Below are 25,877 nucleotides of genomic sequence, written 5' to 3'. Positions count from 1 at the left end.
CCTGCCGGGGTCAGTGGCTCTGCACGAGGGAACCGGCAGCGCCCTTGTCGCCGGCGGAGTCCTTGACCGCGGAGGCGGGGATCGGCTCGTCCTGCTTGAGCGCCGTCCAGACCTGACGGGCGGCCGCCTTGATCGGGATCACGCGGTTGGGGTCGGCCGGGTCGTACTCCACCGGCATCGTGATCATGTGCACGTCCTCGGCGCCGAGACCGCTGAGCCCCTTGGCGAAGCTCATCAGCTCCTGCACCGAGTCGAGCTCGGAATCGGGCGTGATCGCCTTGGTGGCGGTGTCGGCGACGTCGAAGAGCTTCTTGGGGTTGGTGAAGACGCCGACGTCCTTGACCTGGTTGATGAACGCCTTCATGAACGCCTGCTGGAGCTGTATTCGGCCGAGGTCGCTGCCGTCGCCGACGCTCTTGCGGGTCCGTACGAGACCGAGCGACTTCTCACCGTTGAGGGTGTGCGTGCCGGGCTTCAGGTGCAGATGGCTCTTGGAGTCGTCGATCGGCTTGGTGGTGGTGATCTCCACGCCGCCCAGCTTGTCGATGAGTTTCTTGAAGCCCGTGAAGTCGACCTCGATGTAGTGGTCCATGCGGATGCCGGACATCTTCTCGAGGGTCTTCACCGCGCAGGCCGGGCCGCCGACCTCGTACGCGGTGTTGAACATGGCGCGCTTCTCGCCGGAGACGGAGCTGCCCTTCGCGTCGACGCAGCGCGGTCGGTCGACAAGGGTGTCGCGCGGGATGGAGACGACGCTGGCCTTCTTGTGGCCCTCGTAGACGTGCACCATCATCGCGGTGTCGGAACGGGCGGCACCTTCGTCGACGCCGTACTCGGAGTTGGCGCCGGAGCGGGAGTCGGAGCCCAGGACCAGAATGTCCATGGAGCCGTTGTCTACGTTCTCGGGGCGGTCGGTGCCGAGCGCGGCGTTGATGTCGACGCCCTTGATGTTGCCGTTGAGCTTGAAGTAGACGTAGCCGAGGCCGGATCCACCGACCAGCACCAGACCTGCTGCGGACCACGCGGCAATGGTCATCGCCCGGCGGCCCCTGCTGGGCTGCCTACGGCGCTTGCCGCGGCTGCGTATTCGGCTTCCGGTGCTGCTCTGCTCGCCCATGCTCTCCTCGGCTCTCGCTGTTCCCGCTACCCCCTGCCGTGGTGATCAGGCATGGTTTGTCGGTACTTGTCGGACACATTGGTCAGACGGTGAAGAAGCAAGAAGGGTTGCACAGGGAGCTAAGAGCTCCGTAAGAAAGCGCTGTGCCCACCGTGCGAGGCACGGTGGGCACAACTCGGCGTGTGCGCTGGGGTTTTAGCCGAAGAGGTTGTACGCCTGCCAGCCGGTGCCGAAGGCGACACGTGTGGCGAAGATCCCACCGGTGGACTTCCCGTTGCCCGGGTAGAGCCAGAGCTTGCCGGCGGTGTCACGCACGAACAGGTCGGCGTTTCCGTCGCTGTTCACGTCGCCGGTGGTGACGAGCGCGTTGTAGGTGCTGCCGAAGGTGCCGATGAGACGTCGGGCCGCGAACGTGCCGGTGGCCTTGCCGGTGCCCGCGTACAGGTAGGTGGCGCCGCCGGCGCCGCGGGCCAGGATGTCGGCCCGTCCGTCGCCGGTGAAGTCACCGTGACCGCGGACCATGCCGTACTGCCCCCAGCCGGAGCCGATCAGGATCGGCGCGGCGAAGGCGCCGGTGCCCTTGCCCGGGTAGAGGTACGCGTTGCCCGCGGAGTTGACGGTCATCATGTCCGGCAGATCGTCGCCGGTCAGGTCGCCGGGGACCAGGATCTGCTTGTGCGTGCCCCAGGCCTTGGCGATGAGCTTCGGCGCCAGGTCGTTGCTGTAGGACCAGTAGACGTCACCGTTCGGCACGCGGTAGATGAGGTCCTGGTAGTCGTCGCGGTTCAGGTCGGCCTGAACCATCAGGGTCACACCGCCGAAGGCGCCGTGGTTGAACTGGCGGGTGAGGCTGGTGATCTTCGAGGTCCAGCCGAAGAGCGTGCTGCCCGACGCACGGCGGGCCAGCAGGTCCGCGGCGTGGTCGTTGCTCCAGTTGCTGTCGTTGACCCGGGCCCGGATCGGGGCCGAGTACGTGCTCACCTTGGCGTAGACGCCGTACTTGCCCGGGGCCGAGCAGTTCGCGTCACCCCAGGAGACGAGGCCGACGAGCTTGCCGCCGGCCACCAGCGGGCCGCCGGAGTCACCGTTGCAGGTCGTCTCGGTGGTGCTGTCGTCACCGGTCGGCGCGGCTCCGGCGCAGACCATGTGGCCGACGATGTAGTCCGAGCCGTACGCGCTCTGGCAGGCGGCGTTGGAGTTGATGTCCGCGTCGGCGACCTTGAGGGTCTGCGAGGAGCTGTTGGGCTCGGTGGAGCTGGTGCGGCCCCAGCCGTACACCTTGGCGTCCGTACCCGGCGTGTACAGAGCGGTGTCCGTGTTCTGCATGATCGGCAGCGGCGTCACGGAGACCGGCGCGTCCAGGGTGAGCACGGCGACGTCGTTGTCGACGGTGACCGCGCTGTACTGCGGGTGGTTCCACTGACGGTAGGCGCCGCGGACCTGCCCGCCGTGGAAGTCGAAGATCGCGTCGCCGTTCGCGTCCTTCTGGCCGGTGTCCGTGGGCAGCTGGTCGGTGCCGGTGATGACCGACCCGGTCGCGTACCACTTGATGCCCTTGACGCAGTGCGCGGCGGTGGCGACCTTCGTCGGGGCGACGACGACGCCACCGCAGAAGTAGCCGGCGCCCGTGTCGTCCTGGAAGTAGAGCTGAGCCATCCACGGCGCCGCCGAGATGGTCGTCTCCTTGCCGCCGATGATGCGGGCGCTCGGCGCCGACCTCGTGTCGGGCGACGACGAGGCGGAGGGCTCCTTGGCGAGGCTGCGCTTGCTTGCTTTGCCGGCCTTTATCGCGCTGATCGCGCGGCTGCGCAGTTCCGACTGCGACAGCGGGTCGGCCTGCTGCCGGGCGCTGATCTGCGAGCCGCCGGCCTCGGCGGCCTGCGAGCCGGACATGGCCAGTCCCGTGCCGACCAGAGCGGCGACTGCGGCAACGGCCGTCGGTACCACGACTCTCATACGGCGCTTGTGCCGACCACCACGGGTGCGAATCTGCACTCGGTAACCCCTCGGGTTGAACCGACGGGGCGCACTTTCGCCCCACCGGAAGACAAACGGGTAGTGGTGGGGCATACGAGTAACAGGGCAGTCCGGATCCGAGGCCCCCCGGCCTCTCTCGGCACTGCGGCGGAATTCCCCCCACCAACCAGGGCATGTTACGCCTGTCAACTGGGCGATGACCAGCGGCTGGTGAGGCGTACGGGAAAACGAGACCGCCCCGTCACTTTCGTGCCGGGGCGGTCTCGTTCACTGCGAAGAACGTCAGTCGTTGCCGTTCCCGGCGGACGGAGTCGTCTTCTGGATCTGCAGCAGGAACTCGCCGTTCGACTTCGTCTGCTTCATCTTGTCCAGCAGCAGCTCGATCGCCTGCTGCTGGTCGAGCGCGTGCAGCACCCGGCGCAGCTTCCAGGTGATGGCGAGCTCGTCGCTGCCGAGCAGGATCTCTTCCTTACGGGTGCTGGACGCGTCCACGTCCACCGCCGGGAAGATGCGCTTGTCCGAGAGCTTCCGGTCGAGCTTGAGCTCCATGTTGCCGGTGCCCTTGAACTCCTCGAAGATCACCTCGTCCATGCGCGAGCCGGTGTCGACCAGCGCGGTGGCCAGGATGGTCAGCGAGCCGCCGTCCTCGATGTTCCGCGCGGCACCGAAGAAGCGCTTCGGCGGGTAGAGCGCGGTCGAGTCGACACCACCGGAGAGGATGCGGCCGGAGGCGGGCGCAGCGAGGTTGTACGCACGGCCCAGGCGGGTGATCGAGTCCAGCAGGACGACCACGTCGTGACCCAGCTCGACGAGACGCTTGGCGCGCTCGATGGCCAGCTCGGCGACCGTGGTGTGGTCCTCGGCCGGGCGGTCGAAGGTCGAGGAGATGACCTCGCCCTTCACCGACCGCTGCATGTCGGTGACCTCTTCCGGACGCTCGTCGACAAGGACGACCATCAGGTGGCACTCGGGGCTGTTGACGGTGATCGCGTTGGCGATCGCCTGCAGGATCATGGTCTTGCCGGTCTTCGGCGGGGCCACGATCAGGCCTCGCTGGCCCTTGCCGATCGGCGACACGAGGTCGATGATCCGGGTCGTCAGGATGCCCGGGTCGGTCTCGAGGCGCAGTCGGTCCTGCGGGTACAGCGGGGTCAGCTTGTTGAACTCCGGGCGGCCGCGGCCGGATTCGGCCGCCATGCCGTTCGCCGAGTCCAGGCGTACGAGCGCGTTGAACTTCTCGCGGCGCTCGCCGTCCTTCGGCTGACGGACCGCTCCGGTGACGTGGTCACCCTTGCGCAGGCCGTTCTTGCGGACCTGGGCGAGGGAGACGTACACGTCGTTCGGGCCCGGCAGGTAGCCGGAGGTCCGGATGAACGCGTAGTTGTCGAGGATGTCCAGGATGCCCGCGACGGGGATCAGGACGTCGTCCTCGGAGACCTGCGGCTCGTTGCCGAAGGAGTCCTCGCGGCCACGACGGCCACGACGGTCGCGGTAACGGCCACGGCGTCCGCGGCGGCCGCCCTCGTCGTCGAAGTCGTCCTGCGGGCCCTGCTGACCACCCTGCTGGCCGCCCTGGCGCTGCTGGCGCTGGCCGCCCTGCTGGTCGTCGCCCTTGCCACCACGACGGTCGCGCTGACGGTCACGGCGGTCACCGCGGTCACCGCCGCGCTCACCACGCTCACCGCGCTGGCCCCGGTCCTGACGGTCGCGCCGGCCCTCGGCGGTGTCGGCGGCGGCCTCGGCCTTGGCGTCCGGCTGGGCGTCAGTCTTGACGTCGACGGCCGTCTCGGTCCGGACCTCGGTCCTGACGTCGGCCTTGGGCTCGCTCGTGGTGTCCGGGCTGCCCGCCTGGGCGGTGGCCCGACGACGGCGGCGCTCACCGGCGGCCGGCTGGTCGTCGCTGGCCGGCTGGCCGGGAATGTCGATCTGCTGCTGGGCGACGGCCTTCTCGGCCTTCTCGGCCTTGTCCGCCTTCGCCGCAGCGGCCGTGGACTCGTCGCCCGTGCGCGCCTTGGAGGTGGCGCGCCGCTTCGGCTTGGTCTCGGCCGCGCCGGTGCCCGCCTCGGCGCTCTTCGGCGCGGACGAGCCGCCGCCCGCCTGCGCCTCCTTGATGACCTCGATCAGCTGGCTCTTGCGCATACGCGCGGTGCCCCTGATCCCGAGGCCGGACGCGACCTGCTGCAGCTCGGCCAGGACCATGCCCTCGAGGCCGGTGCCGGAGCGGCGGCGCCGTGAGGTGGTGCCAGAGGCAGCACCTGCGGCGGGCGCGGCGGTGTCGACGTTGTTGTCGGCAGTCACGCCCATCAGATCGGTGGTGTCGCTCACGAAGGGTCCTTCCCTGGAGCGGACGTCGGCCTTCTGGCTCGGCGACCGGTTGTGCTGTCCGACGTAGGTCCTGGTTTGCGGACCGTGTCGGAGCGATGGTCCCGCCGGCAATTAACGGCGGAGAGATATACGTGCAAAAGCCCGGCCCGAGGTTCCCCCTGCTCGGCCCACTCCTGGAAAAGCGAGGGGTGTCGTGCCGTTTCCGGAGCGTGCTCGAAACTGCTCAGGCAGGCTGCTCAGGCAGGGTCGGGGAGGCTCCCGGAAGAATGTTGGTCCCGAATGGGGACACTAAGCACCGCGCCACAAAAACGTCGGCTGCAGACTTGAGGTTAACACTACCGGCTCCAACAAACATTCCCCCTCTCCATCACCGGCAATCTTGGTGTCGCTACTGGGCGAGCGGCAGAACACTCGCTCCCGCTGCGTCGAAGGTGAGCCGGTTGGCCGCCCACCCCTCGCCCGCCAGCCGTGCGACCTTGTCGGCCACACCGTCCTCGGTCAGCGCGAGCACGGTGGGGCCGGCGCCGGAGATGACTGCTGGGACGCCGTCGGCGCGCAGTCGGCTGACAAGTTCCGCGCTCTGCGGCATCGCCGGGGCGCGGTACTCCTGGTGGAGCCGGTCCTCCGTGGCGGGCAGCAGCAGCTCGGGACGCCTGGTCAGCGCCTCGACGAGCAGGGCGGCGCGGCCCGCGTTGGCGGCGGCGTCCACATGGGGGACGGTGCGCGGAAGCAGTCCGCGCGCGGTCTCGGTGAGCACCGGCTTGCCGGGGACGAAAACCACCGGAACGACGGAATCGGCAGGATCCATCCTGATGGCGCGCGCCGCTCCCCCGTCGGTCCAGGCGAGCGTGAAGCCGCCGAGCAGACACGCGGCAACATTGTCGGGATGCCCCTCGATCTCGGTGGCGAGCTCGAGCAGCGCCGCGTCGTCGAGTCTGGCGTCGCCGCCTATGGTCACCGCCCGGGCGGCGACGATGCCGGCACAGATGGCTGCCGACGACGAGCCCAGACCGCGCCCGTGCGGGATGCGGTTGGCGCAGACGACCTCGAGGCCGCGCGGCTGCCCGCCGAGCAGGTCGAAGGCCGTACGCAGGGAACGTACGAGCAGATGACTCTCATCGCGGGGAAGCGTCGTGGCGCCCTCACCCGCGATGTCGATGTGCAGACCGGAGTCCGCGACCCGGACGACCACGTCGTCGTACAGCCCAAGGGACAGCCCGAGGGCGTCGAAGCCCGGGCCGAGATTGGCGCTGGTGGCGGGGACGCGCACTCGGACGGCGGCGGCGCGGAACGCTGGACCGGCCATCGCTCGATGACACTCCTTGGTTCTGACTGCGAGATTTTTTCGAGAGGTACGAACACCCGTGGGCCGTAACGGCAACAACACCGCGGCATATGCGGCGGGGCGGGATCAGGTACAGCCTATCGAAGGAAGGTTGAGTGGCGACATAGGGCGCACGGGAGGCGCACGATGCGTGTCGCAAGCCTCCTGTGCCCCTACGTACACCGTTGTCCGGCTTGCCATGCTTTCCCTGGTGCGCCCTGGGAAGGCGGGCGGGGCTCTGCGTCGGAGCTTTATGCCAGACCTTTACCCAGAGCTCCGCTCAAGAACTCTCCGCGGGGGCTTCCCGCGGAGAGCCTCACGCGGAGGCCTCACCCGAGTCCTTGCCCGAGGCCTCACCTGTGGCCTTACGCAAGACCGAGCTGCTCCGCGGCCGCGGCCGCGTCGACCGGCACGGTGACCGGCTGGGGCGCTCCGGCGACCGCCCAGTCCGGGTCCTTGAGTCCGTTTCCGGTGACCGTGCAGACGATTTTCTGGCCCGGGTCGACCTTGCCCTGCTCGGCGGCCTTGAGCAGACCGGCTACCGAGGCGGCCGACGCGGGCTCCACGAAGACACCCTCCTGCGAGGCCAACAGCCGGTAGGCGCGCAGGATCTCACGGTCCGTCACCTCGTCGATGAAACCGCCCGACTCGTCCCGCGCGGCGAGCGCGTACTGCCAGGAGGCCGGGTTGCCGATCCGGATCGCGGTGGCGATGGTCGACGGTTCCTTGACGATCTCGCCGCGCACGATCGGCGCCGAGCCGGAGGCCTGGAAGCCCCACATTCGGGGAGTGTGCGTGGACATCTGGTCCGCGGCGTACTCCTTGTACCCCTTCCAGTACGCCGTGATGTTGCCGGCGTTGCCGACCGGCAGCACATGGATGTCCGGGGCGTCGCCGAGCGCGTCGACGATCTCGAACGAAGCGGTCTTCTGCCCCTCGATGCGGAACGGATTGACCGAATTGACCAGCGCCACAGGGTAGTTCTCGGACAGGCCGCGGGCCAGGTTCAGGCAGTCGTCGAAGTTCCCGTCGACCTGCAGGATCCGCGAGCCGTACACCAGCGCCTGCCCCATCTTGCCGAGGGCGATCTTGCCCTGGGGCACCAGGACGGCGCAGACCATTCCGGCCCGTACGGCATAGGCCGCGGCCGAGGCGGAGGTGTTGCCGGTGGAGGCGCAGATGACCGCCTGCGCGCCCTCCTCCTTGGCCTTGGTGATGGCCATGGTCATTCCGCGGTCCTTGAAGGACCCGGTGGGATTGGCGCCCTCGACCTTGAGGTGCACCTCGCAGCCCGTGCGCTCGGAGAGGACCTGAGCGGGGACGAGCGGCGTACCGCCCTCACGGAGTGTGACGACCGGCGTCGTGTCCGTGACCGGAAGGCGGTCCCGGTACTCCTCGATGATGCCGCGCCACTGGTGGGTGCCCTTGCTGGTCATGGGTCCTTTACTCCCCTTCAACACGCATGATGCTGGCGACACCGCGCACGGTGTCGAGCTTGCGCAGCGCCTCGACGGTCCCCGAGAGGGCGGCGTCGGGCGCGCGGTGGGTGACGACGACGAGGTCGGCCTCGCCGTCCTTGCCCTGCTGACGGACCGTATCGATGGATACGCCGTGCTCGGCGAAGACCGTCGCCACCTGGGCGAGTACGCCAGGCTTGTCGGCCACGTCGAGGCTGATGTGGTACCGCGTCACCACGTCGCCCATGGGGCTCACGGGCAGCTGGGTGTACGCGGACTCGCCCGGTCCGGTGGACTCGGCGAGCTTGTTGCGGCAGACGGCCACGAGGTCGCCGAGTACCGCGGAGGCGGTCGGCGAGCCGCCGGCGCCCGGACCGTAGAACATCAGCTGCCCGGCCGCCTCGGCCTCGACAAATACGGCGTTGTACGCCTCGCGGACGGAGGCGAGCGGGTGGCTGAGCGGAATCATCGCCGGGTGGACGCGGGCGGTGACGGACCGGCCGTCGGCCGCGCGCTCACAGATGGCGAGGAGTTTGACGGTGCAGCCCATGCGCTTGGCGGAGGCGATGTCGGCGGCGGTGACCTCGGTCAGGCCCTCGCGGTAGACGTCGTCGAGGCGTACGCGGGTGTGGAAGGCGATCCCGGCGAGGATGGCGGCCTTGGCGGCGGCGTCGAAGCCCTCGACGTCGGCGGTCGGGTCGGCCTCGGCGTATCCGAGGGCGGTGGCCTCGTCGAGTGCCTCGGAGTAGCCGGCGCCCGAGCTGTCCATCTTGTCGAGGATGAAGTTGGTCGTGCCGTTGACGATGCCGAGCACGCGGTTGACCTTGTCGCCCGCGAGGGACTCGCGCAGCGGCCTGATCAGCGGAATCGCACCCGCGACCGCGGCCTCGAAGTAGAGATCCCTACCGTGCTCCTCGGCGGCGGCGTAGAGGGTCGCGCCGTCCTCGGCCAGCAGCGCCTTGTTGGCGGAGACGACGGACGCGCCGTGCTCGAACGCGGCGGTGATGAGGGAGCGGGCGGGCTCGATGCCGCCGATGACCTCGATGACGACGTCGATGTCGCCGCGTTTGACCAGGGCGGTCGCATCGGTGGTGATCAGCGCGGGATCGATGCCCTCGCGCACCTTGGAGGGCCGGCGGACCGCCACGCCCGCCAGTTCCACCGGAGCGCCGATACGAGCCGCGAGGTCGTCGGCGTGCGTCGTCATGATGCGCGCCACCTCTGAGCCGACCACTCCACAGCCCAGCAGCGCCACCTTCAGCGGACGCGTACGCATCATCCGACCTCGTTTCGTGTACATCTACGGTGTGGACCAGTCTCACTCACCGGACGGGAGTTTCTATCCCCCGTCCGGCATGCGAGACATCTATCTCAACTAACCGACATCGAGACGCAGGAGATCTTCCTCCGTCTCACGCCGGACGATCACGCGCGCCTCGCCGTCCTTGACGGCGACGACGGGCGGGCGGAGTGCGTGGTTGTAGTTGCTGGCCATGGAGCGGCAGTACGCGCCGGTGGCGGGCACGGCGATCAGATCGCCGGGCGCGAGGTCGGCCGGGAGGAAGGCGTCCTTGACGACAATGTCGCCGCTCTCGCAGTGCTTGCCGACGACGCGGGTGAGCATCGGCTCCGCGTCGGAGGTCCTCGACACGAGCGCGACGCTGTACTCGGCGTCGTAGAGGGCCGTACGGATGTTGTCCGACATGCCGCCGTCGACGGAGACGTACGTACGCAGTCCCTCGAGCGGCTTGATGGTGCCGACCTCGTACAGGGTGAAGGCGGTGGGCCCGACGATGGCGCGGCCCGGCTCGACGGAGATCCGGGGCGTCCGCAGGTTCGCGGCCTCACACTCACGGGTGACGATCTCGCTGAGGGCCTTGGCGATGTCGTGCGGCTCGCGCGGGTCGTCGTCGGAGGTGTACGCGATGCCGAGACCGCCGCCGAGGTCGATCTCGGGCAGCTCGATGCCGTGCTCGTCCCGTACTTCGGCGAGCAGCTGCACGACGCGGCGCGCGGACACCTCGAAACCGGCCATGTCGAAGATCTGCGAGCCGATGTGCGAGTGAATACCGATCAGCTCGAGTCCGTCGAGCCTGAGGGCGCGTCGTACGGCCTCGGCTGCCTGCCCGCCGGCGAGCGCGATCCCGAACTTCTGGTCCTCGTGGGCGGTGGCGATGAACTCGTGCGTGTGCGCCTCGACGCCGACGGTGACACGGATCTGGACGCGCTGGCGCTTGCCCTGACGCTGGGCGATGTGCGCTACGCGCACGATCTCCTGGAAGGAGTCGAGAACGATGCGCCCGACGCCGACGCGTACGGCTCGTTCGATCTCTTCCTCGGACTTGTTGTTGCCGTGGAAGGCGATGCGCTCGGCGGGCATCCCGGCGTCGAGGGCGGTGGTGAGCTCGCCCCCGGAGCAGACGTCGAGATTGAGGCCTTCCTCCTTGAGCCACCTGACAACGGCCCGGGACAGGAACGCCTTGCCCGCGTAGAACACATCCGCGTCCTTGCCGAAGGCGTCGGACCAGGCGCGGCAGCGGGCCCGGAAGTCGTCCTCGTCGAGGAAGTAGGCGGGGGTGCCGAACTCCTCGGCCAGCCGCGTCACTTCGATCCCGCCGACGGAGACGGCGCCGTCCTCGTTCCGGGTGACCGTCCTGGCCCAGACCTTCTCGTCGAGGACGTTGAGGTCGGTCGGCGGGGCGGTGTAGTGGCCCTCGGGGAGGACATCTGCGTGGCGGGGCCCGGCGGGGTGTGCGGAACGGCTCATTTTCGTTGCTCTCTCACAAGTATTCGGGTGCGCTGATGCCGAGCAGGGACAGGCCACCGGCGAGCACCGTCCCGGCAGCTTCGGCGAGCGCGAGCCGGGAACGGTGGGCGGCCAGGGGTTTTTCGTCGCCGATGGGCAGCACCGTGTGCTGGAAGGCGAGGAGGGAGTCGGCCGTGCTCTCCAGATGCCGGGCGAGCCGGTCGGGGGCGCGGTGGCGGGCGGCGCCGGCGAGGACGGCGGGGTAGTCGCCGACGGCGGTGGTGAGGACGGCGGCGTCGACGTGTGTCTCGGGGGCACTGTCGAAGTGGAGCTGTGCGGCGTTACGGGTGAGGGCGCGGCTGCGGGAGCAAGCGTACTGGATCTTGAACAGCGGGTTGCTCTCGTGCTGCGTCAACAGCTCCTCCCCGGCCGAGGGGTGATCGTGCCCGGCGGGTCGCAGCAGCGCCCAGCGCGTGGCATCGGGCCCGAGCCGCTGAAGGAGTTCACGGGCGCCCTCCTCCGCGGGCACGGGGGTCACATCAGCGGGCAGATAGCGGCGTCCCCCCTGCGCCTCGACGCGTACCCGCAGCTCGGCCCAGGCCGGGTCGGCCACCCCTTCGCAGCTGGTACGGACGAGGGTGCCCTGCGACACCAGGATCCGGCGCAGGGCATCGGCGGTGACGGCGGCGCGCACGTCGGCGCGGTAGCCGGGTTGCGCGATCGCCCCGGTCGGCGCGATCCACCCGTACTTGCTCCCCCGCTCCAGCACCTCCCGTACAAGCGCCTGCTGCGCGCCCGCGTCCAGGGTGATGTTGAGGAAACCGGGCCCGGTGATCTCGATCCCGGCGATCCCGGGGACCTCGGCGATCCGGCGCCCCAGCAGTTCGGCGACCGCACGGGGCCGCTGCCCGGCCGGCCCGGCCAGCCGCAGCGCGACATTGGTGGCGTAGTCCCCGCAGCCACCGGGCCGCGGCCGCTCGACGCTGACACTCTCGGGCACGGGCGCCCGCAGCGCACCGTCCTCCACCGCGCGGCACACGGCGTGCAGCACGGTTCGGGAGAGCTCGGCGGGGGTCACGGGGACAAGCGTATGGGAGGGAGGGGGGCCCTTCGCGAACCGGTTTCGCGATGCGGTCAGCCCCGTGCGCTTCCCGCCCGCCCGGCGCCATGCCTGCCGTCGACGGACGGCGGACCCTCCCGACGCATCAACTGCCGTACGAGACGGACCAACTCGGAGGGCTCGAAGGGCTTCGCGAGAAAGGCGTCCACACCGGCGGTGAGCCCGCTCTCCACCTCGTACTGCGTGCACGCACTGATGATCGCGACCGGCAGATGGCTGGTCCGCGGATCGGCCCGAAGCCGGGCGGCGGTGCGCAGTCCGTCGAGGCGGGGCATGACGACATCGAGGGTGACCACATCGGGGCAGACGCGATGCACGACATCCAGACACTCGGCACCATCGGCCGCGGTCACGACCTCGAAGCCCTCCAGCTCGAGGTTGACCCTGATCAGCTGCCGTATGACCCTGTTGTCGTCGACAACGAGCACCCGGCCGGACACGCCTGACACAACTCGAGAGTAGGTCGGGGGGCAGGGCTGCGTCCGGGTTTTGCCCACTTCCACCCTGTGCGGGCGACCGGAGCGGGCGCGGGACGAGCACGACGGGGCCGGCCGCGCGGGCGGCTGCAGGGGCGGCTGGAGGGGGCGGAAATACCTGTTCACGGCGACCCTGTGGGAGCTGGTAGGGTTCTACCCGTCGCCGCAGAAGTGCGGTGGAACGCCCCCGTAGCTCAGGGGATAGAGCAACGGCCTCCGGAGCCGTGTGCGCAGGTTCGAATCCTGCCGGGGGCACTCGCCAAGTAACCAGCAAGAACCAAGTGCTGAGCTGGGCGGATGCCGATATGAGAGAGCGGGAGTCAGCCTCACTGACTCCCGCTCTTTCTCGTTGTCTCTCACTGTTCGCGACACACCTCCGACACACCACACGTCGCCTGGATCGGGACGCCTCCACGTACCACCGTGACGGTGGCGGAGGACCGCTACCGATCACAGGCCCGCGCCCTTAAGGGACGGCCGGAGATGCGGGCCGATGGCTCTGCATGCTCATTGCCCGCTGCGGATCTTGTCGAGCTCCTTCTCGACGGCCTTCGTCTCCGCGATCAGCTGGTCGCGTGCGTTCTCCTGCGCCTTGTCGCCCTGGTCCTTGAATGCCCCGCTGAAATGTTTCTTGAGTTGGGTCCACCAGCCGAAGTCCAGCATCGCCCATGCCTGCGGACACAACGGGGCGCGGGTATTCGGCAGGTAACCCGCACCGACCAGCCCGCGGAACCTCTTCGGGTCGCTCCCCTCGAGGTAGCAAAGGAAGTTGAAGACCCGTTGCTGGGTGACGGGGTGATCGCTCGAGAGCCCCTCCAGCGTCAGCTTGCCCTCCGCGCGGGCGATCTCGTCGAACAGGATTGCGGCTGCCAGCGACGGATCCGGTCCAACCTCGTTGACGGTGTAGAACGACGCGAACCCGTCGGCGGCGTCCTCCTCGAGGCCGAGATTCGCGAGCAGAAGCTGACGCTGCAGTGCATGGCCCATCTCGTGACCGAAGATGAACTGGGTCGACAGCGCGGTCAGATCGTCGGCATTGAACCTGGCCTCGGGGAACAGGGCGGGACGCTTGACGGTCTTGACCACGTTGCTGAGGGCCCCTTCGATCTGGGTCAGGAACGGCGGGGGCATAAAGATCGTCCTGCCGTCGGGCTGGGTGACTGCATCCGTAACCCCCGGTGGGACCTTGCCGGTGACTTTCACGACCAGGTCATGTGGAAGGGCGACCGACTTGTTCACCCAGTCGGCGACCTGCTCGAGCACGCGGGACTTCCGGACCACCGCTACGGCCTGCCGATCCTTCGGCTTGATCGCGTTGTCCTGGTAGACGACCGTGACCTTGCCGTTCGCGTCAGTCTTGTTGCCGTCGCCGCCGCACGAGGCGACTGCAGAGCCGGCGACGAGCAGCGCCCCCGCGAAAGCAGTCCTGGACATGGCCGAGTACCCACCACTGCTCAGCACCCTAGTCAGCTCTTTTCCTTGGTCAGGGCGTTGGGGCGGGCGGTTGCACTTTCGTGGTCCCCGGAGCCACTTCCCGATGCCGGAGGAGGGACTCGAACCTGGCACGCGGATTATGATCGCCGGGCCCTGCATCCGCAATCCTCCATTTGTGGGGGTTTGCGTCCCACTTGCGCTGGCCACGTACGCCATCGATGCCACATGTCACAGGGCCGACTGTGGCGCTGCGAGCGGTCGGCGGACCCGGCCGCTCGCTGGGCGGGCGTTTCAGTGCTTATGCCGTGTCGCCGTCCTTCTGCAGAAGCGTCGCGATCTTTCTGGACGTGAAGAAGGCCGCGCCCCCTTCCGTCGGCGAGATGCCGGTCGACCGTTGACGAAGCTCTCAGTGACCCGCCCGGTCATGCCGACGGCGACGGCGCCTTGCCGTGCTCCACGGGAAGGTGGGCACGGTCCTCCTCCTTGCACAGGATCACCGGTCGGTCCGTCGGGGTCACGCTCGCCCCGAGACGGTCCACCAGCTCGAGGGCGCGCCAGTTCCGGCATTCCTCGATGGCCCAGCGGGACCCAGTACGGTGACGAGCTCGTCGAGTGTGGTCCCGGCGGGCGCGTTGGCGATGCGGCGGGCGATGTGGCGCCGGGTGGTGCGCTTGGACGTGCTCCAGCCCAGGGCCGAGCACCGAGCAGTGCGGTAGGCGTCCGCGGTCTCCGCACGACGGGTTGCAGTCGCGGTGCCGAAGGATTGCGGTGATCCTGTCAAGGGGAGCGTGGCCGGCTTCGCGCGGGCATTGTGCGTCGGTGACCGCGCTGTACAGGAAGGCGACGGCCATGACAGCGATGCCGAACAAGGCAGGGCCAGGGCACGGGGGGCCCGGCAGCGAAACGATGAACGGCGCGTCCCTGTTCGCCGGGGCCATGCTGATGCTCAGCGGGCCGCTCAGCATTCTTATGGGCGCATCCGGCATCGCACAGGACACCGTGTTCTCTTCCTCGTCCCACTACGCCTACCGGTTCGACCTAACCGCTTGGGGCGTGATTCACCTCGTGGTCGGAGTGGCGCTCGTCATTGCTGGCCTGGGAGTCTTGACAAACAAGAGCTGGGGTCGTGGGGCCGCCGCAGCAGCGGCAGGGATCAGCCTGATCACCCAGTTCATGTTCGTTCCGTACTACCCGGCGTGGGCCATCTTCGTGATGACACTCGACCTCATGATCGTCTTTGCGCTGACAAGGTTCCATGTCGGAACCAGCGGCGGTCGGTGAACCCAGACGGGATCGAGATCGAGGTTGAAGACGGGGACTCACCCCACAAATGAGATGACTTCATATTTCGAATGCGGTCTCGTTGTAGGCGTAGAGCGACCGAGTGCGTTCCACGTAACAGGAGCTGGTCCGCGCACGGCGTCGTAGGGCGGGCGAGTTGCGTACGTGAATTGGACGGCGTACCACCGACCCCCGTGCTTTCGCTCCTCATACGGCATGAACCCAGGTTGCCAGGCATGCGGAACGACGTCGCTTGGACAAGTCGCAGCCGTCCGCCGAAGGGCCGCCCCCAGGGGGCCCACCTGGTCGACTGTCCGGAGTACGGGCGCGGGCTCCTGCTGATCGAAGTGCTCGCCGATCGGTGGGGCGTCGACCCACGGGCGCCGTCCGGGAAGACGGTCCGGGCCGAGCTCCCTGTCGTGGAACGATGACAAGATCTTCGAATCGGCCGAAGCTGCACTTCCTGCCTTCGTACTCGCCCGAGCTGAACCCCGGCGAGCCGGTCAACACCGATCTCACACGCGGCCTGCCCATGAGCATCCGGGCCCGGGACCAGAACCAACTGGCTGCCAAGACCCGAAGGTTCTTCCACCGCCACCGACACGCAGGGAGCATGCACGGCGGTGCGGTACCGCCGGGTATGTTCCACTATGGTCATGCCGGAGATCGGGATTTCGGTCGTCGTACCGTGCTACGACGAGAATGAAGTGATCGGAACCTTTCATGCCGCCTTGACCGCTGAGCTCGAGCTGGTCGGTGAGCCCTATGAGATCTGCTACGTCGACGACGGCAGCGGCGACGGCACGGCAGAGCGGCTGAGGGAATTGGCGGCCACCGCGCCGCAGGTGCGTTACACCTCCTTCAGCCGGAACTTCGGCAAAGAGGCCGCGCTGCTCGCCGGCATGTACATGTCCCGGGGCGCCGTGGTCGTCCTCATGGACGCCGATCTGCAGCACCCCCCAGAGCTCATGCACCGCATGCTGGAGCTGTACCGGCGTGGCTACGACCAGGTGGTCGCACGCCGCGACCGCGCCGGGGAAGGCGTCGTGCGGACCGCGGTCAGTCGGGCGTACTACCGCCTCGTGCGCCACTTCATGGACGTCGAGGTCGTGGACGGCGCGGGCGACTTCCGCCTGCTGTCGCGGCGCGCCGTGGACGCCGTCCTGTCGCTCCCGGAGAGCAAGCGCTTCTCGAAGGGGCTCTTCTCATGGGTCGGCTTCGACACGGTCAATTTCACCTACCGCAATGTGCGCCGGGCGGCCGGGCGGTCCAAGTGGGGTGGCCGACGGCTCATCGACTACGGCATCGACGGTCTGCTCTCCTTCAACAGCCGTCCGCTGCGGCTCGCGATCCACACCGGTATGTGGCTGTTCCTCTCCGCCCTTGTCTACGCGTTCTGGATCGTCATCAACGCGGCGGTGAACGGTGTCGACACGCCCGGATACGCGACACTCATTACCACCATCGTCGCGCTCAGCGGCATCCAGCTCGCCGTAATCGGCATCATCGGCGAGTACGTGGGCCGCATCTACCACGAGGCCAAGCGCCGCCCGCACTACGTAGTGCGCGAGACAAACGAGTCGGCCCCCCCGCGACCCACCCGCATCCTCCCCGTCGCCGGCGCAGCAGCACAGAGCAAGCCATGAACCCGCCCGCCCTGCGGGATGCTCAGCACTACCCCTGGCGCCAGAGGAGTACGAAGCCGGCCTGCTCGGCGACCGTGCGGTAGCCCCTGCCGCGGACATCATCCAGGCTGCTCTCCCTCATCTGCAGTCCATTGACCTGCAGCCGATACGGTGGCGCCAGAGTGTCCACCATGATCCACTGCGGATTGGGGCGGCTTTCCGGCCAGCCGTAGAGGCTGACGCTCGTACGGTTGGCGAGGTGGGGTACCAGCTCGTTGGACACCTGGACCGTCACGCCGTCAGGGATTTGGTCCATCAGCCTGTGGGCGACAGCGATGCGAGGGTCGGTCCGCCACATGGCCGGCTCGAACAGCCGCCACAGCGCAAACTGCGGCAGCAGCAGCAGGCTGATCGCGGCACAGGCCGCGACGTACCGACGCACGCTTTCCTTGCTCGAGTGCCGCCGGACCAGAGCATCGATGAAGGCCACGAAGACGATCGGCATCAGCACGAGCGAGTAGTGGTAGCCGGTGCCCCACGGCTCGGGGTAGCTCGAAGCGAAGCGCCACAGCAGAGTCGGCAGCGCGACCCACATCAGCGGGGACCGCAAGGCCAGGCACAGGGTCGGCGCCAGCAGGAGGGTGAGCGTGATGATCTTGGTCGCGGGGGTGATGAGACCGATCGTGTACTGGTAGAGCGGGTCCCCCGATCCCCCGCCGCCACCCGATACCCCCAGCCATTCCAGTCGGCCGAAGCCGCCCGCGGGGTTGAAGGACGGCAAGATCACCAGCACCTCCAGCAGGGTTCCGCCCAGACCGATCGCGGCGGTGGTGATGCCGAGCCTGCGATCGCCGCTCCGTACGATGAGGACTCCGATCACGGCCACCGTCAGCCCGAGGTCTTCCTTCACCAGCAGCAGCGGCAGGGCCCAGTACGCCGCCTGCCGCAGCCGGTCGTTCGCGAGGGCGGTCAGCGAGCACACGACGAGGGGCACGGCGAAGGCCACCTCGTGGAAGTCGAAGCCGACCCCACTGGCGATACCCCAGGAGACGCCGTAGCAGATGCCGATGACTGCGGCCGCCCCGGAGCCCAGCGCCCGGCGCGCCCAGAGTGTCAGCGGCAGAACGCTCACTGCGATCAATGCGGCTTGCACTGCGAGCAGGACCTTCGGTGACGCCCATAGCCAGTAGAAAGGGGCGATGAGGGCAAGAATGGGCGAGAAGTGGTCACCCAGAATAGGGAAGTTGGGCCCCCTCACCTCGGAGACGGGCAGGTGCCCCGCCGCGTAGGAGCGCACGACCTGCTCGAAGATGGCCAGGTCGAAGCTGTTGCTGAGCAGGCGCTCGTGGAGCCGCAGCGACAGCAGCAGATACGTGGAGAACAGCGCTCCGGTCAGAACCCACATCCACCACACGACGCGGGAACGATCGTTATCGGCTGGCCCGCCTGCCGCGACACCCTCTGCGGCCGCGTGCTCCGGCGGCCCCGTGAGGGTGGCGGTGGGAAGTGCTTGCATGGCCGTGCCTTCCGCGAGGTGAGGCTGAGGCCATCAAGATGCCAGCAAGGTTCGACCCCCGTCTCCGGAGCGCATCATGCGTTTGTCAGAATCCCCCAAACGGCCGAAGGCGCGGACGCAGCGTCGCGCGGAGAGCGACTCCCCCGGCGTAGTCCTGGACGAACCGTCCCGACCCGTGACGTCCGCATTCAATCGCCGGCCCCCGCCAGGAGGACCCCCTCTGACCTGGCAAGAAACCCGGGTGCGGACATGCAGTCCCCGGCGGTCCTTGCCGATGCGGAGAGTCTCAGTCGTCGCTGCTGGCTCCCTCACCGACAGAATCTGCCGGGGGCCTGGCCAGAGCCGGGACAAGAGTCGCACGGGCCTTTGGACGTCTCCATGGGCGCTGCGGCTCTTTCCGGTTGTCCGGTGTATTGATCAGTTTCCTCCCTATTTCGCCCTAGTCAATACTTTTGCCCCATTTTCCCTGGGGCGGTATCCGGCCATTTCCAGACCGGGCCCCGGACGTGTGGGTGACGGCATGAACCGGATCGAGATCATGACCACGGCATCGCTCGGTGACACCAGCCATCTCCCGGTCGGCGAGGTCGTCCCGTTCGGCACGCGTCTGGAGCTGGTGCTGCCGGAGCCGGGCGAGAGCGCGGCCGACGAGGCGATGATCCAGTTGCTGCGGATCGGCGGCCGGAGCGCCCCGAGGGCGGAATTCCGGGCACGATCGCCGTGCCACTCGCCGAACTGCCCAGGCAGCTCGGCGAGATGCCTGGGCGAGATCTGGACGGTCTGCGGGAGAGCGGCCGCCGGGCGACCGTCGCGGCCAGTCCGCTCGACCGGGTCGGCATCCCCGTGACGGCCGTTGTCAGCGGTGGCGTGGGGGACTTGACGGCGCACGCCTGAGAACGGCGCGCGCATGGAAGCGGCACACGCATGGGAGCGGCCGTCAACCGAATGCTCGTTGAGTGGCAAATGAGATGGCCTCTTCGGTTCGATGGCGTCCGCGCCAGGGGTGCGGCCATTCGGAGGATTCTGACCACACAGGAGGTAACTCGGAGTCAAGTATTCGAGGTTGCTGGCATCTTGAGGGTCCTCAGCCTCAGCTTTTGGAAGGCACGGTCATGCAAGCACCCCCCGCCGGCACCGCCACGCGCCCACCGCAACAATCAGATTTCGACAATCAGGCGGAAGCGAAGCCGTCTCGCAGAAGTCACTCCCAAGTCGAATGGTGGATCTGGGTTCTGGCGGGGGCGCTGTTCTTCGCGTACATGGCATTGTCCCTGCGTATCCATCAACGGATGCTTTCCAACAGTTACGACCTGGGAATCTTTGAACAGGTCGTCCGCTCCTACGCGGATGGGCACCTACCCGTCTCCGAGCTGAAGGCACCGGACTTTCCCGTCCTGGGGGATCACTTCTCTCCCATTCTGGCTCTTGTGGCACCTCTCTACTGGCTGTGGCGATCGCCGAACGCCTTGCTTGTGGTGCAGGCGGCACTGATCGCCGCCAGTGTTGTGCCTCTGGCTGTCTGGGCACGCCGAGAGCTGGGCTCCACGGCCGCCGCGGTTATCGGCATCTGCTACGGCATCTCCTGGGGGCTCGCAAGTGGGGTCGGCTTTGACTTCCATGAAGTGGCCTTCGCCGTTCCCCTCCTCGCGTTTTCACTGACCGCTCTCGGGAGTGACCGACTGCGCGCCGCGGCGTATTGGGCTCTGCCCTTGCTGCTGGTGAAGGAGGACCTCGGGCTGACGGTGGCCGTGATCGGTCTCGTCATTGCTTGGCGCGGCGACCGCAAGCTCGGGATCATCACTGCTGCAGCCGGTCTGGCCGGCTCGCTGCTGGCGCTGCTGGTGTTTCTGCCGGCCGCCAATCCGAGTGGGTCATTTGCCTATTGGTACTGGCTGGACAGCCCGGGAGGCAGTGAAGGCGGGCTGACGGATCTGCTGTACAAAAACACGATCGGCCTCATCACCCCCGCGACCAAGATTTCGACTTTCGTGCTCCTGCTGGCCCCAACCCTGTTCCTGGCCTTGCGATCCCCGCTGCTGTGGATTGCACTGCCGACGCTGCTGTGGCGCTTCGCCTCAGGCAACACATTTCACTGGGGAACCGGCTACCACTATTCGCTGGTGCTGATGCCGATCGTCTTCGCAGCTTTCCTCGACGCCCTGATCCGACGGCGCTCAAGTGCAAGCAGTCTGCGCCGTTACCTCGCGGGCTCTGCAGCGATCAGCCTCTTGATTCTTCCGCAGTTTCCGTTGTGGCAGCTGGTCCAGCCGGCAACCTGGCGAACAGATCCCCGCGTCGCTGTGGCCCACAGACTGATGGACCAAATCCCCGACGGCGCCACGGTCCAGGCATCCAACCAACTGGTACCCCAGCTCACCAACCGTACGAGCGTCAGCCTCTACGGTTGGCGCGACAGCCGCCCCAATCCTCAGTGGATCATCGTAGACACCTGGGTGCCGCGGGATAAGCGATGGCCGCTGAATGTCATCGAGGAGAAAATGTCCCTGGACAGAGCCCGCGCTCAGGGATATCGCACCGTGGGTGACCAAAATGGCTTCGTACTGCTCAACCGCACGAGCTAGTCAGACATCAAAGGCGGTCAGTGGGGCGCCGGTCGGACTCGGCCGGCACCCCACCGGACTTCACCCACTGCTCTCACGCGGGCTTTTGATCGCTGACTACCGCACCCTGACCGACTCAATGATGACGGCCTCCTTGGGCGCGCCATCGGTGGATCCGTCCCGCGTCCCGTTCTCGGCGATTTTCTTCAATACGTCCAACCCATCGACGACTCTCGCGAACGGAGTCCAAGCGGGCTGCATGTGGTATGCGGGATCGGCGTAGGTGATGAAGAACTGGCTGCCATTCCTGCCAGGAACCGCCTTGGACATCGCCACGGTGCCGGCCGAATATTTGGCTCCGTCCAGATTCTCGTCCCGGAAGAAGTACCCTGGATCAGCCTTGCCTTCTCCTGCGGGGTCCCCGCATTCCAATACGAAAATCCCTTGGGTGGTTACGCGGTGGCACTTACTGCCGTCGAAGTACCCCTTCCTGGCAAGGAAGGAGAACGAGTTGGTGGCGCAGGGCGCATTGCCGGTCAGGGCCTCGAGGGTGACGGTTCCCATGTTGGTGGCCAGTTTGGCCTCGTACGGCCGGGCCGCCGTTTTGGCGTCGAAAGCGGGGATACCCACGGACTTTTTGCCGCCGGTTGGCGTGTAGGAACATGGGGCCGCCGCCGGCGACTTCGCGTCGGCACCCTGGCCCGTCAGGGAGACAGCTGTCCAGACCAGCCCTGAGCAGGACGCGGTGACTGCGAGTGCAATCGTCGCCGCCCTGGCCATGCGCCTCCTGCTCTTTGTGACTTCACTCAGCTTTCCCGGCCAATCTCTGATGGACATTCGAGCCTCGATGTGGGTGGGTGGCAGTGGATGATGCGAAACGGAGCGTATCCAGGCGCCTTTGGATCGGTTACGCCGACACGCACCGTTCCCACGCCAACCCGGCGTGCCCGCGAAGGTGGTGTGCAAATCGGCCCGGATTGACCACCCGGCTCCGGCCACAACTGTCATCAGTTTTTAGGAGGATGATCCCGACCGCATTTCTTTCCGCTGCTTACCGACCCGAGTACTGCTGGCTGTTTCGACGGCTCAACGGCGGGTGTTCCATGAGCAGCGGAGTTCCCGAAGACCGCAATCCATCACCGCGCCAGTAGTGCCGCACGCCGGTACTGCCGCGGGGCGCGGCGCCCGCCGGTGTCGCGGGCAGCCTCGCTGGGTGCGGCAGTCGCGGGATCCGGGCTGGTCCGGGCTGGTCCGGGCTGGTCCGGGCCGCTCCTGAGGCGCGGTGGGCGGGCGTGGGCGACCATGGAGGGGATCAGGTGCAGCGGCGAGACGTGGAGCGACGCTCCAGGCCCCTGCCGAGCCTTGTCGGGAGGCCCTATGGAGTACCCGGAAAGGTACGAGCTGATATTTCAGGCGTCCGCCGTGGAGGACGACGTTGTGATCGTCCGGCGCACCGAGAGAGCGGGAGCGGGCGGATACCCGATCTACGAGGACGAGACGGGGATCGTGCGCGCCGAGATCAGCGACCGAGGAGAGGTACGGATGGTGGCCAGTGGAGGACATCAAGCGCCGGGGACTCCGACGGCGCGGGCACTCGGCTGACGCGGTGCGGCCGGCGGTGCGCCCGGCAGTGCGGCCGGCAATGCGCCCGGCAGTGCGGCCGGCGTGCGGTCACTCCCTTACGGTCCACTCGGGCGGCTATGCGGCCGCTCGGCTCCCGTCCCGTCCGTGGTCCGCGCGGGCGGGACGGGCCGACGGACGGCGCAGGCTCCCTCTGGAGGTGAGCTCATGAACCCCCGCAAGGTGCCGGCCCGGTGGGCGGAGCCTCTCCAGCCCCCACCCGGCTACTTCGGAGCGGAAGACAGCCCGCCCGACGAGACGCGACGGCGCCTCATCCTCGACTGGGCGGTGAATCAGCGGATCGCCAGCGGCTGGCGCGTCGAATCCCGCTCGGAGACGCAGGCGGTCATGGTTCGCGGCGAGCCGGTGAATCATGTGCTGCACGCCATCCTCAGCCTCGTCACCTGCTTTTTGTGGGTCGTCGTGTGGGCCGTGCTCACCGTGGTGAACAGGGTCGAGCGGGTCGCCCTCACGGTCGATGCGCAAGGGCACGTCGTCGCTGTGCACGCTCCGCGGCCCTGAGCCGTCCCGGCACTCCGAGTCACCTCGCCGGCGCCGTCCGTGCCGAGGCCGGCGGCGCCGCGAAAGCCAGGCGGCGGTGAGCGCGGCGGAGCATCAGGCGGGACATGAACGGGTGGAGGCGGCGGACCACCGCGAAGTAGAGCCTGCCACGCCTGTTGTGGGTCTTCACCACCGTGGTGAGCGTGACTTTGTCGTCGGCGATCAGGACCGAGGCGCGGAAGTCCAAGTGGCTCGCGTCCTCGCCCAGCAGGAGCTCGTTCGACGCAGTCGCCCGGACCGCATAGGGGAGGACGTCGCGCCAGGCTTCGGGGTCGCGGGGCATGCCCGGGTTCAGTGGGAGTTGCCAGGCATCCGCGAAGTCCGGGGCTGCGAAGGCCTGGTGGGCCAGCTCGGCCTCACGCGGCACACCCGTCGAGGTCGGACGGTCCCAGATCATGCGGCGCATCAGACGTGCTCGGCGGGACCAGCGGTACGGGCTGCGCAGGCCGGACGGGGACGCGGCGCGCTCGATGTTGTCGATGAGCTCCTCGATCATCGTGTCGTGCATCGGGCGGATCACCAGGGTCCAGAGCAGCCATGATCTGAGGCCCTGCTCCTGTTCGAGCACGTGGCGGACGCGGCAGCGGTCCCCGTCCAGTGGTTCTACGGCGAGGGCGTGGAAGCCGTTGGACGGCGGTGCGAAGTCGAAACGGATGCCACGGCCGGGGTCGTACGCGCTCACCGAGTAGCGGATGAAGCCGTGACCGCCGTTCGCGCCGGCAGCGAGCGGGCCGTCGAAGAGGATCGGCGGCCAGACGGGGCTCGGGCTGAGCGGATCGTCCTGGGAGGAGAGGCGGTCGAGCAGGGCGCCGACCACCTCCGGTGAGGCCTGGACTATGCGTTCGTGGACGTTTCGTACCGTGCGCATCCCGCACCTCCGTACGGTGGCGTATGTTTCACCGTACGGTAGCGTATGGACATGGCACGAGCAGAGCAGGCAGAGCAGCCAAGGGGACCGGGACGCAAGAGACTCTCGGCGCGCGACTGGGCCGACGCGGCGCTCGCCGCCATCGGTGAGCGCGGGCTCGCGGCTGTCGCGGTGGAGCCGCTGGCCGCCCGGCTCGGGACGACCAAGGGCAGCTTCTACTGGCACTTCACCAACCGGGAAGCGCTGATCGAGGCCGCGCTCAGCCGGTGGGAGGAGATCTGCACCGAGGAGATCATCACCGCCATGGAGTGCGAGCCGGACCCCGAGAAGCGGCTGCGTACCCTCTTCGCCCAGGCGACCGCCTCGGCCGCCGAGGATCCGCTCGAGGTCTCCCTGCTCGCCACCGCCGACCATCCCCAAGTCGCGGTCGTGCTGCGACGGGTGACGGAACGTCGGGTCGGCTATGTGGCGCGCCTCTTCGAGGAACTGGGCTTCCCGCCGGACCAGGCGCGGCAGCGCGGACTGCTCGCGTACACCAGCTATCTCGGGCACACCCAGCTGAGCCACGCCGTACCGCGGGCCCTCCCCGTCGGGGCCGAGCGCGGCGACTATCTGGAGTCCATGATGGACACCCTGCTGCGCCGCGCATAGAGCCGCGCCGCCTACCGAGCTGTGCCGCGCAGGGACGGCTCAGCCCGAGGCCCCGGGCCGGGATCGGACCAGGATCAGGCAGAGGCGCGCTTCTTCGCGGTGGCCTTCTTGGCCGTGGTCTTCTTCGCCGCCGACTTGGCCGCCGTGGACTTGGCCGCGGTCGCCTTCTTCGCCGTGGACTTGGCCGCCGTCGACTTGGTGGCCGTCGACTTGGTCGCCGTGGACTTGGTCGCCGTGGACTTGGTGGCACCGGACGCCGTTTTCTTCGCCGCCGTTTTCTTCGCCGCCGTCGCCGTGGACTTCTTCGCGTCGGCACCGCCCGACTTCGGCGCGGCCGCCGCCCGCTTGCGCCCCTTGATCGGAGTGACCTCGGCGACCTCCCCGCCCTCCTCGCCCCGCGCCTCCTTCGCCGCGCGCACGCTGCTCTCCAGCGCGGCCATCAGGTCGATGACCTTGCCGGGGCCGTGCTCCGCCGGCGCCGCCTCGGGCAACACGCCGCCACCCTCCACCTTGGCCGCGATCATGGCCTCGACCGCCTCCCGGTAGTCGTCGTGCAGCGAGTCCAGGTCGACTTCGCCGAGGGTGTTCATCAGCGCGTCGGCCAGGTCGAGTTCGGCCTCGCGGACGGTCACCTCGGTGTCCGGCGCGACGTCCTGCGGGCTGCGGATCTCGTCCGGCCAGAGCAGACCGTGCATGGCGATCACATCGTCGACGACGCGCAGCATGCCCAGGCGCTCCCGGCCGCGCAGCGCGAATTTGGCGATGGCGACCTTCTCGCTGCGTTTGAGCGCCTCGCGCAGAAGTGTGTACGGCTTGGCGGCCGGGATGCCGTTGGCCGACAGGTAGTACGCCGCGTCCATCTGGAGCGGGTCGATCGATGACGCCGGCACGAAGGCGACGATCTCGATCGTCTTCGCCGTGGGCAGCGGGAGCGCGGCGAGGTCCTCGTCGGTGATCGGGATGAGTGATCCGTCGGCGGCCTCGTACGCCTTGCCGATCTCGGCGGCCGTCACTTCCTTCTCCTCCAGCTCGCAGACCTTGCGGTAGCGGATCCGGCCGCCGTCGGCGGCGTGGATCTGGCGGAACGAGATGGAGTGGTTCTCGGTGGCGTTGACGAGCTTGATGGGGATGCTGACCAGCCCGAAGGAGATCGCACCGTTCCATATGGATCGCACGTTTCATCCCTTTCATCCGAAATCTTGGGATTCATGGGATTCT

At 68.0% G+C, this 25,877-nt stretch carries 21 protein-coding genes and 1 tRNA gene; 8 read left to right on the top strand and 14 right to left on the bottom strand.

Features of this window, described 5'->3' with window-relative positions; translation table 11 throughout:
- Nucleotides 1-10 precede the first annotated feature (10 nt).
- From OG735_RS29115 to OG735_RS29075, 9 genes are all read right to left on the bottom strand, one after another.
- Nucleotides 11-1,117, bottom strand: a complete 1,107-nt coding sequence (locus OG735_RS29115; RefSeq protein WP_327326100.1) for an LCP family protein — start codon at nucleotides 1,115-1,117, stop codon at nucleotides 11-13.
- A gap of 195 nt (nucleotides 1,118-1,312) precedes the next feature.
- Nucleotides 1,313-3,073 carry a trypsin-like serine protease gene (locus OG735_RS29110; protein WP_327326099.1) on the bottom strand — a complete coding sequence of 587 codons (1,761 nt, stop codon included), beginning with the start codon at nucleotides 3,071-3,073 and terminating at the stop codon, nucleotides 1,313-1,315.
- 303 nt (nucleotides 3,074-3,376) lie between these two features.
- Complete coding sequence (rho, locus tag OG735_RS29105) at nucleotides 3,377-5,419, bottom strand: transcription termination factor Rho (RefSeq protein ID WP_327326098.1); 2,043 nt, start codon at nucleotides 5,417-5,419, stop codon at nucleotides 3,377-3,379.
- Between the two features lie 388 nt (nucleotides 5,420-5,807).
- Complete coding sequence (gene thrB / locus OG735_RS29100; protein ID WP_327326097.1) at nucleotides 5,808-6,725, bottom strand: homoserine kinase; 918 nt, start codon at nucleotides 6,723-6,725, stop codon at nucleotides 5,808-5,810.
- A gap of 383 nt (nucleotides 6,726-7,108) precedes the next feature.
- On the bottom strand, nucleotides 7,109-8,179 hold the full coding sequence (gene thrC / locus OG735_RS29095) for a threonine synthase (protein ID WP_327326096.1): 1,071 nt from the start codon (nucleotides 8,177-8,179) through the stop codon (nucleotides 7,109-7,111).
- Between the two features lie 7 nt (nucleotides 8,180-8,186).
- Nucleotides 8,187-9,476, bottom strand: coding sequence for a homoserine dehydrogenase (locus tag OG735_RS29090; RefSeq protein WP_327328496.1), 1,290 nt, complete (start codon nucleotides 9,474-9,476; stop codon nucleotides 8,187-8,189).
- A gap of 99 nt (nucleotides 9,477-9,575) precedes the next feature.
- The gene (gene lysA / locus OG735_RS29085) at nucleotides 9,576-10,967 is read right to left on the bottom strand and encodes a diaminopimelate decarboxylase (RefSeq protein WP_327326095.1); all 1,392 of its coding nucleotides are present in this window, start codon (nucleotides 10,965-10,967) and stop codon (nucleotides 9,576-9,578) included.
- Between the two features lie 13 nt (nucleotides 10,968-10,980).
- Nucleotides 10,981-12,024: an ArgS-related anticodon-binding protein NrtL gene (gene nrtL / locus OG735_RS29080; protein WP_327326094.1), complete on the bottom strand. Its 1,044-nt coding sequence runs from the start codon at nucleotides 12,022-12,024 to the stop codon at nucleotides 10,981-10,983.
- A gap of 56 nt (nucleotides 12,025-12,080) precedes the next feature.
- Nucleotides 12,081-12,506, bottom strand: a complete 426-nt coding sequence (locus OG735_RS29075) for a response regulator (RefSeq protein WP_327328495.1) — start codon at nucleotides 12,504-12,506, stop codon at nucleotides 12,081-12,083.
- A gap of 219 nt (nucleotides 12,507-12,725) precedes the next feature.
- On the opposite strand from OG735_RS29075, the gene OG735_RS29070 reads away from it, so the two are divergent.
- Nucleotides 12,726-12,797: transfer RNA gene (locus OG735_RS29070), tRNA-Arg, on the top strand.
- Nucleotides 12,798-13,049: 252 nt separating this feature from the next.
- Here the strand turns inward: OG735_RS29070 and OG735_RS29065 are convergent.
- Nucleotides 13,050-13,976 carry a DUF4344 domain-containing metallopeptidase gene (locus tag OG735_RS29065; RefSeq protein ID WP_327326093.1) on the bottom strand — a complete coding sequence of 309 codons (927 nt, stop codon included), beginning with the start codon at nucleotides 13,974-13,976 and terminating at the stop codon, nucleotides 13,050-13,052.
- 819 nt (nucleotides 13,977-14,795) lie between these two features.
- Between OG735_RS29065 and OG735_RS29060 the strand changes: the two genes are divergently transcribed.
- Nucleotides 14,796-15,257: a DUF7144 family membrane protein gene (locus OG735_RS29060; RefSeq protein WP_327326092.1), complete on the top strand. Its 462-nt coding sequence runs from the start codon at nucleotides 14,796-14,798 to the stop codon at nucleotides 15,255-15,257.
- A 731-nt stretch (nucleotides 15,258-15,988) separates the two neighbouring features.
- Nucleotides 15,989-16,903: a glycosyltransferase family 2 protein gene (locus OG735_RS29050; protein WP_327326091.1), complete on the top strand. Its 915-nt coding sequence runs from the start codon at nucleotides 15,989-15,991 to the stop codon at nucleotides 16,901-16,903.
- A 28-nt stretch (nucleotides 16,904-16,931) separates the two neighbouring features.
- On the opposite strand, the gene OG735_RS29045 is transcribed toward OG735_RS29050, so the two are convergent.
- Entirely contained in the window at nucleotides 16,932-18,398 is a 1,467-nt protein-coding gene (locus OG735_RS29045) for a DUF2079 domain-containing protein (protein ID WP_327326090.1), read from the bottom strand.
- A 520-nt stretch (nucleotides 18,399-18,918) separates the two neighbouring features.
- Here OG735_RS29045 and OG735_RS29040 point away from each other — a divergent pair.
- Together OG735_RS29040 and OG735_RS29035 are read left to right on the top strand one after the other, a co-directional pair.
- Nucleotides 18,919-19,245: a hypothetical protein gene (locus tag OG735_RS29040; protein WP_327326089.1), complete on the top strand. Its 327-nt coding sequence runs from the start codon at nucleotides 18,919-18,921 to the stop codon at nucleotides 19,243-19,245.
- 250 nt (nucleotides 19,246-19,495) lie between these two features.
- Nucleotides 19,496-20,980 carry a DUF2079 domain-containing protein gene (locus tag OG735_RS29035; protein WP_327326088.1) on the top strand — a complete coding sequence of 495 codons (1,485 nt, stop codon included), beginning with the start codon at nucleotides 19,496-19,498 and terminating at the stop codon, nucleotides 20,978-20,980.
- A 96-nt stretch (nucleotides 20,981-21,076) separates the two neighbouring features.
- Here the strand turns inward: OG735_RS29035 and OG735_RS29030 are convergent, their stop codons facing one another.
- Entirely contained in the window at nucleotides 21,077-21,739 is a 663-nt protein-coding gene (locus OG735_RS29030) for a peptidylprolyl isomerase (RefSeq protein ID WP_327326087.1), read from the bottom strand.
- Nucleotides 21,740-22,336: 597 nt separating this feature from the next.
- Between OG735_RS29030 and OG735_RS29025 the strand changes: the two genes are divergently transcribed.
- Nucleotides 22,337-22,561: a DUF6296 family protein gene (locus OG735_RS29025; RefSeq protein WP_327326086.1), complete on the top strand. Its 225-nt coding sequence runs from the start codon at nucleotides 22,337-22,339 to the stop codon at nucleotides 22,559-22,561.
- Between the two features lie 186 nt (nucleotides 22,562-22,747).
- The gene (locus tag OG735_RS29020) at nucleotides 22,748-23,101 is read left to right on the top strand and encodes a hypothetical protein (RefSeq protein WP_327326085.1); all 354 of its coding nucleotides are present in this window, start codon (nucleotides 22,748-22,750) and stop codon (nucleotides 23,099-23,101) included.
- Between the two features lie 19 nt (nucleotides 23,102-23,120).
- On the opposite strand, the gene OG735_RS29015 is transcribed toward OG735_RS29020, so the two are convergent.
- Nucleotides 23,121-24,008 (bottom strand): DUF2867 domain-containing protein, encoded by an 888-nt coding sequence (locus OG735_RS29015; protein ID WP_327326084.1) that lies wholly within the window; start codon nucleotides 24,006-24,008, stop codon nucleotides 23,121-23,123.
- Nucleotides 24,009-24,053: 45 nt separating this feature from the next.
- On the opposite strand from OG735_RS29015, the gene OG735_RS29010 reads away from it, so the two are divergent.
- On the top strand, nucleotides 24,054-24,659 hold the full coding sequence (locus tag OG735_RS29010; protein WP_327326083.1) for a TetR/AcrR family transcriptional regulator: 606 nt from the start codon (nucleotides 24,054-24,056) through the stop codon (nucleotides 24,657-24,659).
- A gap of 74 nt (nucleotides 24,660-24,733) precedes the next feature.
- On the opposite strand, the gene ku is transcribed toward OG735_RS29010, so the two are convergent.
- Entirely contained in the window at nucleotides 24,734-25,834 is a 1,101-nt protein-coding gene (ku, locus tag OG735_RS29005) for a non-homologous end joining protein Ku (RefSeq protein WP_327326082.1), read from the bottom strand.
- Between the last annotated feature and the right edge of the window lie 43 nt (nucleotides 25,835-25,877).

Source organism: Streptomyces sp. NBC_01210 (genome assembly GCF_036010325.1).
Lineage (GTDB): Bacteria > Actinomycetota > Actinomycetes > Streptomycetales > Streptomycetaceae > Streptomyces.
The sequence above is the reverse complement of the archived record's forward strand: the minus strand, read 5'-3'. Positions and strand labels throughout refer to the sequence as shown.